Below are 17,602 nucleotides of genomic sequence, written 5' to 3'. Positions count from 1 at the left end.
GCGCGGCTCACGCCCGGACGAGCACGACCTCGCGCCCGGCAGGCGTCTTCTCCTTCGCGGCGCCGAGCCGCTGCGAGACGGGCGAGACGCCCTTGCGCCGATCGAACACCACGAGCCATCCGTCCTCGATCCCGAGCCGCGCGAGCGCCTCGTCGACCTGCGCGAGCCCCTCGGGGATCGGATCCGGATCACGGTCGCGACGTACCTTCACCACGAGCGCGACCGCGGCTCCGCCCTGCCGGATGCACACGTCCATGCGGCCGCGGCCGATGGCGTAGACCCGCTCGATGAGGCCACCGCTCTTCACGACGCGGTTCAAGAACGCCGTGAGCACGAGCGGCGACAGCTCGCCGTAGGGCGCGCTGGAGAAAAGCGCGTCGCCGTGCCGCCGCCAGAAATCGAGGAACGCTTCGAGCAGCCGATCCGTGTCGAGCCGCCCGTCGGGCCCGACCCACGCCGGCTGTCCGACCGGGAACACCGATCGCACCGCGCCAGGCAAGAGCCGCGCGACGAGCGCGTGGAAGATCGGGTTCGCCAGCGCGATTGTTCCATCGGGCATGCGCCGAACGAGCCCGAGATCGATGCCGCCCCGCAAGTCCTCGGCCGGCGGCTCGCGTTGCGCCTCGGCGAGGATCTGCTCGAGCGCCGCCCGGAGCTTTCCGTCACGCATGCGATCGCTGATCTCGTCGAGCAGGCCACCGCGGCGATCGAGGAGGAGATCCTTCGCCCGCTCGATGTCCACCGCCGTCAGCGGGCCCTTGCGACCATCGGAGCCGTCGGCGATCCGCTGCGCGAGCGCGTTCACGAGGAAAGGATGTCCCTGGGTGAGCTCGTGGGCGCGCTCGACGGCGCCGGGCAAGAGCTCGAGCCCCGTCCGCTCTTCCAGCCCTTGGAGGAGCGTCGCCACCTCGCTACGCGAAAAACCCTGAAGGGTGAGTACTTCGGCGTCGAGGCCGGTCGAGCTCGCGGGGGCGCGGGAGCTCGAAGGCGCCTGGCCTGCGTCGAGCTCGCGGGGCTCGCGCACCGAGGCGAAGCCGATCGACCAAGGGAAGGCGCGCGGGCGGCGTGGCTTGCCGGCGCGGATCTGCCGGACGAGGGAGACCCGCACGTCGCGCGACAAGGAGTCGAGGCCGTCGAGGAGGATGACGAGCGGCCGCGGCGCCTCCTGGGAGAACGCCGAGAGCGCTGCGCCGATGCGGTTTCCCTGGGGCGCGTCGGGCCAGCGCGGGACCGAGACGTCGGCGGGCAGGTAGGCGGCGAGGTCGTACCGCCACGAGTCGAGCATCGCGAGCTCGGCCGCGTCGATGCTCGTCAGCGCGGCGCCGGGTTCCAGCGAGAGCACGGCTGCGACGTACTTGCCCTCCCGGTTCAGCACGGCGGCGAGGTCGAGCAGCGCGGTCGTTTTGCCGGTCTGCTTGGGCGCGTGGAGGATGAAGGAACTGCCCTGCTCGATGATTTCCCGGACGCCGGGGACACGGGACAGCGCGGGAACCGTGTGGTGGCGCGCCGGATCGTTCGGGCCAGCCGTGTTGAAGCGGCGGGACATGCGCAGAGGATCCCAGGGCGAGCATGGGGCGTCAAGCGAACCCAAGTCGAGCGAGTGTCGTGCACCTCGCACGCGCGTGATGGGTTCGCGTGTCGTCGCGCAGCGTGGTACGCATGAACGCCGAGCCCGGCCCGAGGCCCAGGTGCTCCCGGCATGGCGCTCCGGTGACCACACGCGCCTCCTGTGTTCGACGTCTCCTCCCTGTGCTGGACCTCCCGCGACGAGGTCGGCCATCGTCTCCTCCCCTGGCTCGACCTCCCTGGTCGTGCGGGCGTCCGTGCCGCGTGCCTCCTCTCGTTCCTCGCGCCGCGGTCGCTCGCCCCCGCGTTTACGCGAATCGCGGCCGATCCCGCGCGTCCCTGCTGGCATCGCGTCCACGCGCTCCGCGCCCTCGTGCGGGCCTCGGCCGGTTTGCCCGACGAAACCCTCACGCGCTTGCTCGACGAGGTCTTCGCGGACGAACCCGAGGCGCCGCTCGCGTGCGGCGCTGACTTCCCCACGACGCCGTCGCTCCTCGAGCTCGTCCCCTTTGCGAGAAGTGGCCCACGCAGGGCAGACCTGCTCGCGCGCCTCGAACGGGCGAGCCCTGAGGCACGGCGCGGGTGGCTCAGGTCGATGAGCTTCCTCGTGGACAAACCTTGCGAGGAGCTCGAAGCCTGGCTCGTCGCGCGCTGGCTCGAAGACGTCGCGCGGCGCTCCCCCGACGAGGACGACGCCTCCCTCGCGTTTTCCCTGGCCGACACGCACCCGGACGCGCTCGTCGTGCTCGCCGCGTACCGGCGCGCCGGTCCCCGGGACGCCGAGCTTTTCGAGGACATTCGCCGCTTGCCGGATCTCGCGGATCTCCTCGGCGACGAAGTCCGCGCCGAAGCGGCCGCGGCCCTCGTCCTCCCGCGACGGGACCTTTTGCGATTCTCGAGCGCCGCGGCGATCCGCAAGGCCGCACGAAAAGCCGTCCTCGACCATAACTTCGCCCTCCGCTGCCCTATCGAAAAACCGCGGGTCCATCACCGCTATCGTGGAGCCCTCGCTTTCCTGGAAGAGGACGACGAGGGCCCCGCGCTCGCGGCCGACCTGCTCGCCCGCGCGCGCCTCCACGAAACGATACGCGCCGACCTCGGCCTCGTCCTTCATCGACGAAAGAGGCTTGTCTCCGTCGCGTATCTCGAACGACGCGGCGCCGCCCCCGAAAACCTCGACCTCGCCCGCGTGCTCCTCCGCGATATCGCGAAAAACCCCGACACGCGCGACAGGTCCGCGCTCCTCGCTGCGCTCCATTTCCCGGACCCCGAGGCCCGCTTCCTCGCCCTCGACGTGCTCGACGCCGTCGCCGAGGACGGCCCCACCTTCCACGCCGCGCTCGAAAGCCTCACCGCGGATCCCGATCCCTTTGTTCGCCTCCGCGTGATCGGCGCGCGCGCGCGCCGCGGCCACGCCCCGCAGGTACAAGCCCTCGTCGAGGCCGCGCAATCCTCCGCCGACGTCAAACTCCGCGCTGAAGCGCTCCAGCTCCTCGGAAGAATCGACGAGGCCCGGGAGCATGGTGCCCTTTTCGAGCGAGCGCTCCTCGAAGATCACGCCGAGGAAGAGCTCGACCACACGCCGGCTGCCGAGCAAGCCGCCATCGCCCTCGGCTGCGTCTTCGGCCCGAATGCCGCCACGGCCCTCCTTCGCGGCCACCTGCTCGCCCCGAGCGATGCCGCGCGGGGCGCCGTCGAGGCTGCGCTCTCCGTGGCGCTCACCGAAATGGAAGGCGCGCCCCTGACGGCCTCCGCGCGACGCCAGGAAATCACCATCCGTGGTGGCAGATGGTGCACCTCCTGGTCGCCCTTCCCTTCACTGTGAAGGTGACGGCGCCGCGTCCCGCTTTCGGCACGGCCCCATTTGCTTGAGCACGTCGAGCGGCAGCGCCACGTCCACCGTGAATCGCCCGTCCCGCGGCTTGATCGTCGCGTAATCGAGCAGCTCTCGCAGCCGGCCGTCGCCCTGGTCCTCGGCCCCCGCGCGGGCCAGGCTCAGGGCCGCGCCCATCGACTTCGCCAGGTCCGTCACATCGTCCACGTTCGAACCATTCACGTCCGCCACGATGGCCACGTCCTCCGACGTATCCACGTGCAGATCCACGCGATCGATCGCGGCCCGGATCCGCGCCGCGATCTCGCCCTGCTCCTCCGGCAACATGTCCGCGAGCTCCTCGGGCGAGAGCACCCCGTAAATGTCGCCGTAGGCCGACCAATCCGGGATCGGCGGCGCTTGCGGCGGCGACTTCGATTCGAGCCGCGCGATCGCCGCCTCGATCTCCTTCACGTCCACCCCGGCGAGGACGAGCTCGTCCCCCCACGTCGCGAACACCGAGCGGCCCTCCGTGTCCTCCCATATCGCGCCTTTTTCGCCGACCGTACGCTTCGGCCAGCCGGATTTGTCGAACCGCCCGGCGCCCTGCGTGACCGACAGGACCGCCACCTTGTTCGACGACATCGCGATTCGCTCGACGTCCTGCAAGATGTCGATCCCGAATCGCTCCTTGAAGTCGTCCCGCCCTCGCCCGCGGCGCTTGTTCTCGGCTTGCTCCTCCAGCATGCAATCGAGCCAGATCTGCCCGATCGGCGACTCCTTCAGCGCCGAGACCTCGAACACCACCGCGCTCTTTCCCTTCTCGACCGGCAGCGCCACGAGCAGCGGATCTCGCTTTCGCTGGATGCCCTCATCCTCCCCCGGGCGCGGGGCCGCCGGCGGCAAGGTCCTTCGTTTCCGGTTGCGCTCGTCCTCCCAGTCCCTCGGGTGCCGCGGGAACTCGGCCTTGAGCACACGCTCGGGCTTTTTGGGTTTGTCCCCCCGCGACATCAAGAACGCCGAGAGCCCGAGGAGGGCAGCGAACGCGACGAGCCAGGCCACCCGTCTCATCAGAAATCCTTCCGTTCGAAGAGGTGAATGCCGAGCGAGAGCGCCGCGAGACCAAAGACCACGAGCCCCAGGAGCAAGCTCGTCAGCGCAGCGGGATCCACGGGCTCGGACCCCGCGATCTCCCCGGCCGAACGCGCGAGCGACGAGACCCGCGGGAGGAACAGGGTCAACCCCCGAAAGATCGTGCGCGAGATCCCCGGATCAAAAAACTCCGCAATCCGCTCCCGCTCCCCGGCCACGATCCCGAGTAGCACGAGCGCGCCCCCGGACGCCGCCGAGAGCGCCGCGCTGCGGGCCGCGATCGCGACCGTCAGCATCGCGCCATAAATCGCGGAAAACGTCACGCTCGCGAGCAACGCCGAGACGATGAGCCGCCCCGAAAACACGCCCGTCTTCACCCCGAAGATCAAGACGAGCCCGCCCGCGCCATAAAGCGCCCCGACCAGCGCGAGCGCGAGCACGCCGAGGAACGTGCCCACGACGAGCTCGAAGCGCCGCACCGGCAACGAGAGGAGGTGCTCGATCCGCCCCGGCGCGAGCAGGCTCGGGCCGAAATCGGCGCACGCGACCACGCCGAAAAGGAGGCCTCCGTAAAAAATCAGGTACGACGACGCCACGAACGCCGGCCGGAGCGCCAGGTCCGTCGCGCGGATCTGCGTGTTCATCGATTTGCCGAAGAGCCGCGTCGCCGCGAGCGCCCCGTCGACGACGTCCATCCGCAAGGACAAACCCATCACCACGAGCATCAGGGTGATCCCGAGGCCGAGCGCGAGGAACCAACGCCGCGACGCCGCCTCGCGCAGGAGATCCCTGGCCACGACAAACGATTTCACGCGTGTCCCCGCTCTCCTCCCTGGCCGAGCGCCTCCGCCAGCACGTCCTCGAGATCTCGCACGTCGTGCGTGAGCCCCACGAGCCGCGCCCCCGTGCGCCGGGCTTGATCCAAGAAATCATTCAACGCCGTAGGATCCGCCGCATCCACGACGAACACGCCCTCGCCGTCCCCGGCCCGAAAGCCAAGCGCCGCGAGCGCCTCGATATCGACGGGGGGGGCAAACCGCACGCGATACCGCGTCTCGCTCCCGCAGAGCGCCTCGATCGGCCCTTCCCGGAGGAGCCGCCCGCCCGAGAGAATGCCGATCCGATCGCAGACGCGCTCCGTCTCCGAAAGAAGATGCGAATTCAGAAACAGCGTCGCGCCCCGCGCCCGCTCCTCCGCGAGGATCCGCCGGATCTCCGCCCGGCCGAGCGGATCGACGCCGTCCGTCGGCTCGTCGAGCACAAGGAGCATCGGCCCACCGAGCAGCGCCGCCGCGAGCCCGAGCCGCTGTCGCATTCCCTTGGAAAAACCCCCGATGCGCCGCCCCTCTTCCCCCGACAAACCCACCCGCCCGATCTGCCGCCGCACCTCGTCGTCGGCCCGCGGGAGCCCTTTCAGCCGCGCCACACTCGCCAAAAATTGCACGGGCGTAAACGCATGCGGCAAGAAGAGGCGCTCGGGCAGATACCCGACCTTCGCGCGCGCCGTCGGATCCTCCGGATCCTTGCCGAGGACACGCACGACGCCCGCGCTCGGCCGCACGACGCCGAGCAGCGACTTGATGAACGTGGTTTTTCCCGCGCCATTGAGCCCGATCAGCCCAAACGCCGCCCCCTCGTCCACCGCGAGATCAAGCCCCGCGAGCGCCTCCCGTCCCGCGCCCCGAGGCCATCCCCCGCCATATGTCTTGCGCAGCCCCCGGGCCTCGATGGCCAGCATGGCCGAGACCCTATCACCGATTCCGGCGCCGCGCGACGAGCGCGAGGAGCCCGAACATACCCACGAGCCCGAGCGGCCCCTCCCCCGTCGATGCGGGGATCGTGCACGCACACCCGCGCGGACTGGGCCGAACGGGCATGACCCGCGGCCCTTCGTGCGGCGTTCGCCGGTCGCCCACGACATCGACGCCCATCGGCGACGGATCGCCGAACACGCCGAAGCTCGCCCAAAAGTAGGGATGCGACGTGGGCGCGTCGGCGAGCATCGCGAGTTGCACGTCCCGGAGCGCGGGGCTCCGACCGCTGCCCTTCGTGACGCGCTGGTAATAGGCCACCATGAGCCGCTGCGTCTCCTCGTCCGCGACCTTCCACAAGCTCGCGACGAGCGACTCGGCGCCGGCCACGAAAAGCGCGCGCCGCAGGCCGTACACGCCCTCGCCGCGCTGCACGTCGCCGAGGCCCGTCTCGCACGCCGAGAGCACGACAAGCTTGGTGCCCCAAAGATCGAGCGAGCTCGCCTCGAGCGCCGTGAGGATCCCGTCCTCGCCGCCTCCGCCCTTCTTCGCGTTCGCCCCCGCGAGCGCGAGCCCCGATCGCAGCAACGGATCGTCCGGCAGCCAGTCCGGCGCCGCTTCGAGCTCGAGCCCACGCTCGCCTTGCTCCGGCGCCCGCGCCGCCGCGCCCTTCGCGGCCAGGAAAAACCCGTGCGTCGCCACGTGCACGATCCGCGGCGCCTGCGCCTTCTTCAGCGTCGACTCCGTCGCCTCCAGGTCCACGTGCACCATGGCGCCGGGCAGGATCGGGGCGAGCGCGCGCGCCTCGGCCGCCGTCGCCGGCAGCGGCTCGAAAAACGCTTTGTCGAGGCCCCGCGACTTCGCGTCGGGTTTGTCCTCCAGCGCTGCGAGCGCGCTCTCCCCTTGCTCGCGCCGCCCGAACGCCGGGTTCGCCACCACGAGCGCGCTCTGCCGCGACGGCGCCGTGCGCGCGAGCCGCAGGAGATCCCGCCCGCTCGTGAGGTACGAGATCTCGTACCGCTCGACCAGGTACCGCCCGTCCTCGTCGACGAGCGCCGCAAACGGCACGAGCGACAGCGCGCCATCGGCCGCGATCATAAGCTTGGTTTTTCCCCCGAGGAGCGGCCGGATCTTGCGCATGACGAGCTCGTCGAGCGCCCGCGCGGGCGGCTTCGGATCCTGGTCGAGCGACGACGTGAGCGTCTCGCGCAGCGCCTTCGTCGCCGCCTCGATCGGCGCGCTCTCGCCGAGATCGACGAACGTCACCTTCCCCGCGGCGTCGAGCACGTATGCCGCGACGCGCGGCGGCCCCTCGCGGCTCGGCAGGTCGACGTCGGCCGAGCGCCGCGGCACGTACACCGAAAGCTCCACGAGCGCCGTCCCCGCAGGCAAAAGGGCCTGCACGCGCTCGATCGTGACGGGCGTCTCCTCGGCGCGGAACACGTCGCTCCGCCCGCCCATCTTCTCCTCGATCGACCGCGCCTTCTCCTCGCGCTGCGCGAGCTCGGCTTTGAACTCGTCGAGCGGCGCGCCCGCGGGCCCTCGCATGGCGAGCCGCGCGACCTCGCTGCGCGCCGCCGCGAGCTCGTCCGCGAGCTTCGCCTCCTCGGGCCCGAGCTTGCGGCGCAGCGCCGCGAGCGAGCTCGCCATGACGTCGAGCACGCGCCCCTTGCGCTGGAAGATCGTGGTCAGCGCGAGCTTCCTCGCGTCCGCATCCGCGGGCATCGTCCGCGCATGCAGGCTCGTCAGAAAATCGGTCCCTACGCGCATCGTCGCCACGAACGCGCGCTTTTGCGCCTCGGATCCGCCGGCGATCACGAGCGCCGCCTGCCGCTCGCGGATCTCGGCCGCCCGTGTCGCGGCGCGCAGGGCCAGATCGAACTTGCCCAATTCCACGTACAACGCGGCGAGCCCTTCGAGCCCCGAGGCGACCTTTTCGTGCTCGGCGCCGAACGTCTTCTCGAAAATCCCGATCGCCCTTTTGTAAAACCCCTCGGCCTCGCCCGCGTTCTTCTGCCTCCGCGCGAGATCCGCGAGATCGAGCAACGACGATGCGACGAACGGGTGCTCCTTGCCGAACGTCTTTTCCCGCGCCGCGAGCGCCTCTTCGTGGAGCTTCTTCGCGCTCGCCGCGTCGCCGCGCATCTCGCGGATGCGCCCGAGGATCGCCCGCGACTCGGCGCGATCCGGGTGCATGGGCGGGAGCTGCTCGTCGTGGATCCCTAGCGCCCGCGCCGCGTGGACCTCGGCCTTGTCGAGTTTCTGCGCGCGCCGGTAGAGATCGGCGAGGTTCGCCGCCACTTCGGCCACGGACTTGTCCTTCGGCCCGAGTGTCTTCTCGTAATGGGTGAGCGTGCGCGAGAGCAGCCCTTCGGCGCGGGTAAAATCTCCCTTCTGCGTCGCGATGCGCCCGAAGATCCACTGCAAGACGACCCGCAGGTCCGGCGCGTCCTTCCCCTTTTCGGCGTTCTTGTCGAGGATCGCCTGCGCGCGCGAGAGCCTCGGCTCGGCCTGGTCATACGCCCCCGTCTCCACGTCGAGCACGGCGCGCATCATGAGCGCGCTCGCATACGCGAGGCTCGCTTCCCCCTCGTGCTCGTGCATGATGGCCACGATCTCGTCGAGCACGATCTGCGCGCCCGGATAGTCCTGCAGCGCCATCCGCGTCTGCGCGAGGTGGCCCATCTCATCCGTGGCGTTGGAGCGAAATCCCCCCACGTCCGCCACGCGCTCGACGGCTTGCGCGCGCACCGGCTCGGCCCGCGTGTACCGGCCGGTCTCGTGGTACAAACGGCCGAGGTTCACGAGTAGGTACGGATAAGGTTTTCGATCCCGCGTGACGTTCTCGCAGATCTTGATCGCGCGGAGCAGCGCGGCTTCGGCCTCGTCGTACCGCCGGAGTGCCTTCAGCGGCTCCGCCATCGCCGCGATCGGCCCGATCGCGCTCTCCCCCTCCACGCCGCGGCTGGCCTTCACGGCGAGGGCGATCTCGCGCTCGAACAGCGTGATGGCGCGCGCGTGCTCGCCCGCGGCGTGCAACGTCACCGCGAGCTCGTGGATGCGAAAGCGGATATCCGCCTCGTTGCTCGGATTCTTCTCGACGAGCGTGAGGGCGCGCTCCCGGTAAGGCACGGCGCGCGTGTACTGCTTCTTCCCCTCGTGAATCTCCGCCATCTGGCGCACGCTCATCTTCGTCAAGACGCTTTCGGGCTCGATCTTCTCCCGGATCCCGAGGGCCTTCTGCGCCGACGCGAGCGCCGCGTCGTATTGCTTTCTTTCCAGCAACTGCTGCGCCTGAACAGCGAGATCCTGCGCTTCTTTCAGCGCCGCGAGGTCCGCGCTCGAGGGCGGGCCTTTTGCCGGCGCCGCCTTGGGCGCCGCCTGCGGCACGCCCAGGGCCGGCGCCGCGGCGAGCGTCACCCCTGCGAGGAGGAACACCGAGGAGATCCGACGGAACGTGCGGTAAGCTCGCGCCATGACGCGCTTCTACCGCTCCCTCGTCTTCGCATCCATACCGTTCACATTCGCCCTGGCTTGCTCCTCGAATCCCCCGGCATCGAGCGGCGGCGCAGGCTCGGGAGGCACCGGCGGATCCGGGGGCATCGGCGGCGAGGATCCCGGCGAGCTCGTGGTCGGCGGCGATCGCCCCGTCACCGTCCATGTCCCGCCCAGCATCGACCCCGGCAAACCCTCCCCGCTCGTGATCCTGCTGCACGGCTACGGCGCCTCCGGCCTCGTCCAGGAGCTCCTGTTTCAATTGAAACCCCAGGCCGACAAACACGGCTTTTTGTATGCGCACCCGGACGGCACATCCGACACGAGCTCGAAGCGCTTCTGGAACGCGACCGACGCCTGTTGCGATTTCGGCGGCGTGGGCGTCGACGACGTCGCCTACCTCTCGGGCCTCGTCACCGAGATCGGCCAGCATTACAAGGTCGACCCGAAGCGCGTGTATTTCGTGGGCCATTCCAATGGCGGCTTCATGTCGCACCGGATGGCCTGCGACCGCTCGGACCTCGTCGCCGGCATCGCGAGCCTCGCGGGCGCGACGTGGAGCGATCCTGCGAAATGTGCGGCCGAAAAACCCGTCGCGGTCCTGCAGATCCACGGCACCGCGGACGACACCGTCCCCTACGACGGCGAGGCGATCATGGGCGTGAGTGTTCCGGGCGCCGTGGCGACGGCCGAGCAATGGGCCCAGAAAAACGGCTGCGCGCTCACGCCGTCCGCAGGCGAAGCTCTCGACCTCGACGCCACGATTGACGGCGCCGAGACCAGCGTCTCGCAATACACGACGGGCTGCAAGGCAGGCGGCGCGGCGGAGCTCTGGACGATCGACGGAGGGACACACGTCCCGGGCCTCGGAGCGAATTTCGCGCCGGCGGTGGTGGAGTGGCTCCTTGCGCACCCGAAGCCGTGAGGAGTGATTCCGCAGCCGGCGCGGATGGACACGGTCGACGAATCGGTGCCGGCGCGCTCCCTCCGAGGAGGGTCACTTGAATCCGACGTGCGTGATGTACTTGTAGGGTACCGGCGTGATGAAGGTCAGCTCCACGCCTCCGCGGGGTGTGATCGCGATGAGCATCGACTGCCCGATATTCACGGCATCGAGGTACACTTTCCAGCCGTTGACGAGCCCAGGAATCTTGGCCGCAATGCGGAACCGCGCAGCAGCTTCCTGGATGGAATATTCGTACAACAGGCCGCCCATCCTGTATTGATGGCCGGCATAGGTTTCGTCACTCCGGAAGGCGGTCGAGATATACCCGCTCTTGTTGAACATCACGTGGGCTTGCAAATTGATGGGCTTCTCCATGATCTTGAGAAACTCATTGCGCCCTCCGCGGAACAAATCTGCCTCCGTGGTGCCCGGACAATTGCAGCCAAGCTTGCCCGCGGTCTTGTTCGTGCACTTGATGAACTCATCGAATCCACCGTTATGCTGCTCCAGCAAGAACTTCGGGGCGAAGCCACCGTGATCCCGCACGGTCGCGTCGTCACGCGTGTCTCCCCGGTAGCTGTACATCGCCTTCTGAGCCATCACTTCCTCCTGTCCGGCAGCCAAGAAGCCGCGGGGCACAGAAGCATGTTCTGCCCCTTCCCGTAACGAAGCAAGCTCGATCCCGTGCGCGCTTTCCCGGGTGCCTTCCCGACCGGCTCCCGCAGCCGCTTCCGTCCGTCCGCGCGTTACCAGCATCACGCAATTCCTTGCGCGATCCGCGCAGCGCCGCATGCACAAGTCGGGCGGACGAAGTGATGGCTGGCCCCCCCAGGGTGCTGCATGCGCCCGGATCCACCCCCTCCACATTTCTCGACGCTCCCTGCATCCATCCGGATCCACCGCGCGCGTCTTCCCCGCGGTTCGGCCGGAGAATCGGCCCACCGCCGTCGGGCACGTCGCCTGCAATCAAGGCCCTCTCGACGACCGAGCCGACATTCGCTCGCGCCGCCGGAGGACATCATGCCAGACATCCGTTGCATCATCGCCGAAACCCAAAGACACCTCGACGACGCCGTCCGCGTTCGTTTCGACGTTTTCGCCCGTGAGCTCGGGTACCTCGACACGAAAGACCACGCAGTCCCCCGCGAGCTCGATCCGTTCGATACCCTCCCCACGACCCTTCACCTCATCACCTACGACGGCGACCTCGCCGTCGGCACCCTCCGCCTCCTCCTGCCGAACCCCGAGATCGCCGCCACGAACGGCACCTCGTTTGGCCTCTCCGTCGAGTCGCAATTCGACCTCGCCCCCCTCGTTGCCGCCGGGCTCCGCCTCGCCGAGACCTCGCGTTATTGCGTCCTCGCCACCCACAGACACTCCATGGCCGTCGCCGAGCTCCACGCCGCCGCCGTCCACCTGAGCCGGGTCCTCGGCGTCGGCCACTGGATTGCCACGGCAAACACCGAGACCGACGGCATCGAAGATGCCCGCCTCATCCAGCACGTCGCCCGCGAGCGCGGGTTCGTCCGGAACGACCTATCCCTCGCCCCGCGCCTCCCGCCGCCCGCCCCCGCCCCGCCGAAGCGCCCCTTCTACGACGACCACGGTCGCACGGCGGCGACCGCCGCGCCCGCGCGATCCCGGCTCCCCCGCACCCTCGACATGTACACGCGCCGCATGCGCGCCCGCTTCGTGGGTCCGCCCGTCTACGACACACGCTTCCACATGTGCGCCCTTCCCCTCCTCGCCGACGTCGCCGAGCAGCGCACCGTCCGGCGCGCGAAACCCCCCGCCTTCCCCAATCCGGGCTCGATCGCCGCCTGAACGAAAGGAGCCGCGGACCATGAACGCCCTCGTCGAAACCCTCGATACCACCGTCTCGGACCTGCTCTCGGCCCTCGACGCGCACCCTGCCGCACGCCGCCTGCTCGCAGGTGACCTCGACACGGACGAATACGCTGCCTTCCTCGGACAAACCTATCTCTACGTCCGCCAAACCCGACCCTTGCTGCGCCGCGCCGGCGAGCGGCTCGCGCGCGCGGGCAAGGCCCTCGATCTGGCGCGGCTCTTCTTGCAGAAGGCCGACGAGGAGCAGGGGCACGATCTCTGGGTCCTCGAAGACCTCGCCGCCATCGGCCGCGCGCAGAGCCCCGCCGCGCCGCCGCGACCGAGCCCCGCCGTCACCGCCTACATCGCGTGGAACCAGTTCCAGGTCGAGGCCGGCTCGCCCCTCGCCTTCCTCGGCACAGCCTACATCCTCGAAGCCCTCTCCCAGGCCCGCGCCGGCACTACGGCGGCGCACCTCGTCGCGCGGCGACGTATCCCCGGCATCGAGCGCGGCGTCCGCTTCCTCCGCGGCCACGCCGACGCTGACGAGGGGCACACGAGCGTCCTGCGTGGCCTCTTCGCGCGCCTCGAAGCCGAAGGCGACCGCCGCGCCATCACGTTGTCCGCGGCGGTGACGGCAGCGCTTTATTTGGGGATGTTCGCGGGGGACGCGTCGACGGTCAACGCTGCCGCCACGCCAGGTGAATGAGCGCGGCGCGGTTCGGGATGCCGAGTTTGTCGAAGATGCGTGAGAAATGCTTCTTCACCGTGAGCTCCGTGATGGAGAGCTCGGAGGCGATGAGCGCGTTGTCCCAGCACACGCGCTCGGCCACCTTGATCTCCGCGCTGCTCAGGACCCGCAGCCACGGAAGGGGGATGGGCACGAGCTGCGGGACCTCCTCGAGCAGCATCACGAAGGACGCGCCTCCGCCGCCTGGGAGCTTCTGCATCGAGACCTTCAGATCGGCGAACGCGCCGCCCCGGCAGAAAGGCTCGAGCAGCGCGTGCGGGTCCTTCACCATGCACGCGACGCGCGCGGCGAGCGGCTCGGGGAACCTCCCGGGGCCGAGCTCGGTCGGCTTGAACCAGGCCTGCAGCATCTTCTCCGCGCTCGACGTCCGCGCGATCTCCGCGCCCGACGCGTTGAACACGATGGCCTCGTGCCCGATGCCGGCGAGCACCCCGTCGAGGATCGACGCGCGCTGGGCCATCGACCCGAAGAGGCGGCAGTTCTTCACGGCGTTCGTGAAATGCCGGGAGAGCTTCTGCAGGATCTCGCGCTCGTGATCGGAGAATGCGATCCGCTTGTCCCGGTAGAGGATGAGCCCGCCGTGCCAGGAAGGGTCGTCACGGAGCAGGACGGCCATCACGTGCTCGAGCTGCATGCCGATGTCGCGGCAGTGGTTGTAGAGGAAGCTGCGCTCCATCGACGCGCGCGGGAGCATCTCGGTGTCGCGCAGCACCTCGTTCGGACGCTCGGCCACGGCGATCCGGACGAAGTCGTGCGGGACCATCTCCGCGTATCCCTGGAAAAACCTCTCGGGCATCTCGGCGACCGCCCAGTCGTAGACGGCGTGCCCCTCGGGCCGGCTCACGCAGAGCGCCCCGTGATCGGCGGGCACGAGCTGCGAGAGCAGGCCGTACGCGTGGCCGAGCACCTCGTGCAGATCGAGCGATCCGCCGAGCTCGGCGACGAGATCCAGCATGAGGCCCTGCTCATGCTCGGTGAGACTGGAACGCCCCCTCATGCGTTCATGATGAACCCGAACGGACCGCGGTTCAACGCCCGCCTTCGTCCCGGCGCTTCGATCCGTGCCCGTTCCGCGGGCCGAACCCATCGGTCCTGCCACGCGCGTCTGGCGAGGCCAGCGGATGTTTTCGATACCATTGGTAGAGCCCGTGCCCCGCCGACGACGCGGGCGCAGGCGCGGGGACCGGCGGCGGCGCGAGCGCAGGCGCAGGTGAGGCCCCGCCCTCACCACGTTCGGGTCCACCACCCTCCTCGCCCGATCGGATCCCGTGCCTTCGCATCACCCGCTGGACAAACGCCCGCCCCACGCCCGCGATCTTCGCGGCCTGCGACACGTTGAATCCCGTCTCGCGCAACGCGCGCTCCACATAGGCTCGTTTGTAGGCGTTTTCCACGTGCGCGAGCCCCACGTGCAAAGGCAGCTCGAGGTTCACCGGCAGCACGGAAGGCATCGGCCCCTCGGTTTCCGGCTCCTCTGCGGCCCAGGGCGGCTCGGCGAGCCCGAGCGAGAGCATCATCTCCACCTTGTTCCGGAGCTCCCGCACGTTGCCCGGCCAGGGCCGCGGGTGCGCCTTCATCCGCTCGAGCACCTCGTTCGGTAGCAGCGCCGGCGCATCCTTCCGCCCCTGCCATTCCTTCTCGAAATGGCGCACGAGCAGGGGGATGTCGTCGAGCCGCTCCCGCAGCGGCGGCATCCGCACCGGCACGACGGCCAGCCGGTAATAGAGATCCTCGCGGAACCTGCCCCGCTCGACCTCGGCCGCCAGCGATCGGTTCGTCGCGGCCACGATCCGCACGTCGGCCCGCCGCGGCTCATTCTCGCCGATCCGCGTGATCGTGCGCGTCTCCAGGGCCCGGAGCAGCTTCGGCTGCAGCTCCAGGGGCAGCTCCCCGATCTCGTCCAGAAAAAGCGTCCCGCCGTGCGCCGCCTCGAACTTCCCCACGCGATGCTCGGTCGCGCCCGTGAAACTCCCTCGCCTGTGTCCGAAGAGCTCGCTCTCCAGCACACCTGCGCCCACCGACGAGCAATCGAAGACCATGAACGGACCACTCGCCCGCTTGCTCTTGGCGTGAATCGCCGCGGCCACGAGCTCCTTGCCCGTCCCGGTCTCCCCTTCGACCAGCACGGTCGTATCTTTCGGCGCGATCCGCTCGAGCAGCGCGAAGAGCCGCCGCATCGGCACGCTCGCGCCGACGAGGCGCCCGAAGTGCGTGCTCGACGAGAGCGGCAGCGTCACCACGTCGCGGAGCATTTGCAGCCGCAGGGCCGAAGCGCCGAGCCCGATCGTCGAGTCGGGCCGGGCGTAGGCGTCGCGGATCCGCACGCCGTCGACGGTCGTGCCATTGCGGCTGCTCGTGTCGAGCACGCGCAGGAGGTCTCCCTCGATACGAAGGAGCAGGTGATGCCTGCTCACGGTCGGATCTTCGAGAACGAGATCACAATCTTTCCCGCTCCCGACCCGCACCTCCGGCCCCAAAACTTCGGTGACGACCCCTGCCATGGGCCCTCGGCTCACCTCGACGCGAATCTTGTGCGTCCGAAGCTCGAGCCCCCGATCGGCTTCCATAGTCCAGGTATTCCAGTCCTTCATGAGGACCATTTGTAGCCGTGCCGTCAAAACGGGACAAATATAGAGCAATCCGGCGTCCGTCTTGGCAACATAGCAAGTTGGACTACCGAATCACTACGACGAAAGTAGTACGAAGTCGAAGCGTGAACGAGCCGTAATCCCTTGTGGAGTGCGCGAGAAGCGACGCTCCGACCGGGTCGGGGGCGATAGCAATACGGATCACCAGACGGCTACTACCAAAGTGGTATGAAGCCGCGACGCGGATGAGCCGTAGCTCCTGATGAGAGGTCGAAGTCGCCGGGAGGGGGCGACGAAGGGGGCGCGAGACGTGCGCCGCTCAGCCGCGGACAGTGGCACCGAATACGTTTTCGAGGAAGTCGGCGTACTTCATCCGGACGCGCCCCCCGCCCTCGGGCATCGCCACGCGGAGCGGTTTGTCGCCGCCCTCGTCTTTGCCCCACGGGTTTCGAAGGACGATCGAGGCAGGTTTGCCGTCCTTGCCCGCTTCGAGCCACTCGACCGAGAGCCAGTGGTACGTCTTGAACTCCAGGATCACCGGCACCCGCTCGCCGCGCGCTGCCGACGTCGCCACGAGTCCCGCGATTTCGTCCTTCGGCCGCGAGAGCTTGGTCACGCTCGTATAGGTCCCGCCCAGGATGGCTTGATACAAACTGGTGAAGCCATACACAGCCATCTGGCTGTTGCCTCGTACGGCCGCCCAAAACGTATCGTTGTCCTCGGGGTTGTCGTAATCGAAGAGCCAGCTCATCGCCGAGGCGTGGTTCATGATCGCCGACTGAAAGAGCCGGTCGAGGTCCACGCGCCCCGAGTCGTCCCGCGCGATCGCGCTGCGTGGCATCTCAAGCTTCTTGCCGGATCGAAGCGTGACCGCGCGCGCCTCGCGGGTGATGCCGTCGACGAGCCGCACGAGCTCGGCCGGATCCCCCCGGAGCAGCACATACTCCATCACGCCGGCGCCACACGTCCCGTGCCCGCGCCCCTGCTGCACCCGGAGGGGGTTGTCCACGTGACGGATCACCTGCCCGAGCAAGAGCTCCGGCTCGATCCCCGCCTCCAGCAAGAGCGCCGGGTTGCGCGGGGTCTGCGCGAACGTGGCGAGGTTCGGCAAGAGCGACCCCTCATGCAGGCGCCCCGCCACGAGGAGCCGCTCGAGCGCCGCGTTCGCCGGCGCGTCGTCGCCGATGGACCGCCGAACGGCGTCGAACGAACCGGCCCGATCCGTAGCCAGCGGTCCCTTCGCCTTCGTGCCCGCGCGATCCTGAACCGGCGGCGGTGAATCCGGATCCGCCACGGGTCCCGCCCCCGGCCCCCGGAGCGCGGCCGCGTCTTCAAAGTAGCCCTGGTCCTGCCGCGACGGCCCGGCTGACGCCACCTGCGCCGCGCCCGCCGGCCTCGCAGGCGCGCCCCCGACCGCCGCCGCCATGGCGTCGTGCAGCCGACCCTTGCGTCGCGCGGCGAGGCGTCGATCGACGACCCCGAGCGTCGCCGCGTCGAGCACGCCTGTCTCAGGCATCCCCGCCGCGGCTTGCTCGGCGGCGATCGCAGCGTGGGTCTTGGGTCCGAACGAGCCATCCGGAGTGAGAGACGCGCCGAGCTCGACGAGCGCCTTCTGAAGCACGACCACGCTCCCGCTCTTCGCCCCACGCGCGAGTGTCGCCTCGCCCATGGCCACGGCCGAGAGCATCGCGTCCTCCGCGAGCTCGGGCGACAGAAGTGCCCCGCCCCCTTCGTTCGACTCGTTCTCGTTCATTCGCATCCTCCATCCGGCGC

General features: G+C 69.3%; 13 protein-coding genes. 4 read left to right on the top strand and 9 right to left on the bottom strand.

Annotated features, from left to right (window positions below; translation table 11 throughout):
* Positions 1 to 7: 7 nt before the first annotated feature.
* Positions 8 to 1,546, bottom strand: coding sequence for an ATP-binding protein (locus POL67_RS13925; RefSeq protein WP_271917808.1), 1,539 nt, complete (start codon positions 1,544 to 1,546; stop codon positions 8 to 10).
* A 183-nt stretch (positions 1,547 to 1,729) separates the two neighbouring features.
* Between POL67_RS13925 and POL67_RS13920 the strand changes: the two genes are divergently transcribed.
* The gene (locus POL67_RS13920) at positions 1,730 to 3,391 is read left to right on the top strand and encodes a hypothetical protein (protein WP_271917807.1); all 1,662 of its coding nucleotides are present in this window, start codon (positions 1,730 to 1,732) and stop codon (positions 3,389 to 3,391) included.
* Here the strand turns inward: POL67_RS13920 and POL67_RS13915 are convergent.
* The 4 genes from POL67_RS13915 to POL67_RS13900 are packed head-to-tail and all read right to left on the bottom strand — an operon-like array spanning position 3,383 to position 9,699.
* A complete protein-coding gene (locus POL67_RS13915) occupies positions 3,383 to 4,450 on the bottom strand; it encodes a hypothetical protein (RefSeq protein ID WP_271917805.1) in 1,068 nt (355 codons plus the stop codon). The genes POL67_RS13920 and POL67_RS13915 overlap by 9 nt on opposite strands.
* Positions 4,450 to 5,283 (bottom strand): ABC transporter permease subunit, encoded by an 834-nt coding sequence (locus POL67_RS13910; protein WP_271917804.1) that lies wholly within the window; start codon positions 5,281 to 5,283, stop codon positions 4,450 to 4,452. Before POL67_RS13910 ends, POL67_RS13915 begins: the two co-directional genes overlap by 1 nt.
* Positions 5,280 to 6,209: an ABC transporter ATP-binding protein gene (locus POL67_RS13905; RefSeq protein ID WP_271917803.1), complete on the bottom strand. Its 930-nt coding sequence runs from the start codon at positions 6,207 to 6,209 to the stop codon at positions 5,280 to 5,282. Before POL67_RS13905 ends, POL67_RS13910 begins: the two co-directional genes overlap by 4 nt.
* Before the next feature lie 13 nt (positions 6,210 to 6,222).
* A complete protein-coding gene (locus POL67_RS13900; protein ID WP_271917801.1) occupies positions 6,223 to 9,699 on the bottom strand; it encodes a CHAT domain-containing protein in 3,477 nt (1,158 codons plus the stop codon).
* Here POL67_RS13900 and POL67_RS13895 point away from each other — a divergent pair.
* Positions 9,698 to 10,642: a CE1 family esterase gene (locus POL67_RS13895; protein ID WP_271917800.1), complete on the top strand. Its 945-nt coding sequence runs from the start codon at positions 9,698 to 9,700 to the stop codon at positions 10,640 to 10,642. The genes POL67_RS13900 and POL67_RS13895 overlap by 2 nt on opposite strands.
* Positions 10,643 to 10,714: 72 nt before the next feature.
* Here the strand turns inward: POL67_RS13895 and POL67_RS13890 are convergent, their stop codons facing one another.
* Positions 10,715 to 11,422 (bottom strand): hypothetical protein, encoded by a 708-nt coding sequence (locus POL67_RS13890; protein ID WP_271917798.1) that lies wholly within the window; start codon positions 11,420 to 11,422, stop codon positions 10,715 to 10,717.
* Positions 11,423 to 11,683: 261 nt separating this feature from the next.
* Between POL67_RS13890 and POL67_RS13885 the strand changes: the two genes are divergently transcribed.
* Both POL67_RS13885 and POL67_RS13880 read left to right on the top strand, forming a co-directional pair.
* Positions 11,684 to 12,487 carry a GNAT family N-acetyltransferase gene (locus tag POL67_RS13885; protein WP_271917797.1) on the top strand — a complete coding sequence of 268 codons (804 nt, stop codon included), beginning with the start codon at positions 11,684 to 11,686 and terminating at the stop codon, positions 12,485 to 12,487.
* Between the two features lie 19 nt (positions 12,488 to 12,506).
* Positions 12,507 to 13,199, top strand: coding sequence for an iron-containing redox enzyme family protein (locus POL67_RS13880; RefSeq protein WP_271917796.1), 693 nt, complete (start codon positions 12,507 to 12,509; stop codon positions 13,197 to 13,199).
* Here the strand turns inward: POL67_RS13880 and POL67_RS13875 are convergent.
* The 3 genes from POL67_RS13875 to POL67_RS13865 all read right to left on the bottom strand — a co-directional run bounded on the left by POL67_RS13875 (position 13,171) and on the right by POL67_RS13865 (position 17,582).
* The gene (locus POL67_RS13875) at positions 13,171 to 14,238 is read right to left on the bottom strand and encodes a LuxR C-terminal-related transcriptional regulator (RefSeq protein ID WP_271917795.1); all 1,068 of its coding nucleotides are present in this window, start codon (positions 14,236 to 14,238) and stop codon (positions 13,171 to 13,173) included. The genes POL67_RS13880 and POL67_RS13875 overlap by 29 nt on opposite strands.
* Positions 14,239 to 14,269: 31 nt before the next feature.
* Entirely contained in the window at positions 14,270 to 15,832 is a 1,563-nt protein-coding gene (locus tag POL67_RS13870; RefSeq protein ID WP_271917792.1) for a sigma 54-interacting transcriptional regulator, read from the bottom strand.
* A gap of 316 nt (positions 15,833 to 16,148) precedes the next feature.
* Positions 16,149 to 17,582 (bottom strand): peptidoglycan-binding domain-containing protein, encoded by a 1,434-nt coding sequence (locus tag POL67_RS13865; RefSeq protein WP_271917791.1) that lies wholly within the window; start codon positions 17,580 to 17,582, stop codon positions 16,149 to 16,151.
* Between the last annotated feature and the right edge of the window lie 20 nt (positions 17,583 to 17,602).

Origin of the sequence: Polyangium mundeleinium (genome assembly GCF_028369105.1) — a bacterium.
In the GTDB taxonomy this organism is placed as follows: Bacteria; Myxococcota_A; Polyangia; order Polyangiales; family Polyangiaceae; genus Polyangium; species Polyangium mundeleinium.
Note: the sequence above shows the minus strand (reverse complement) of the source record. Positions and strands in the feature narration are given on the sequence as shown.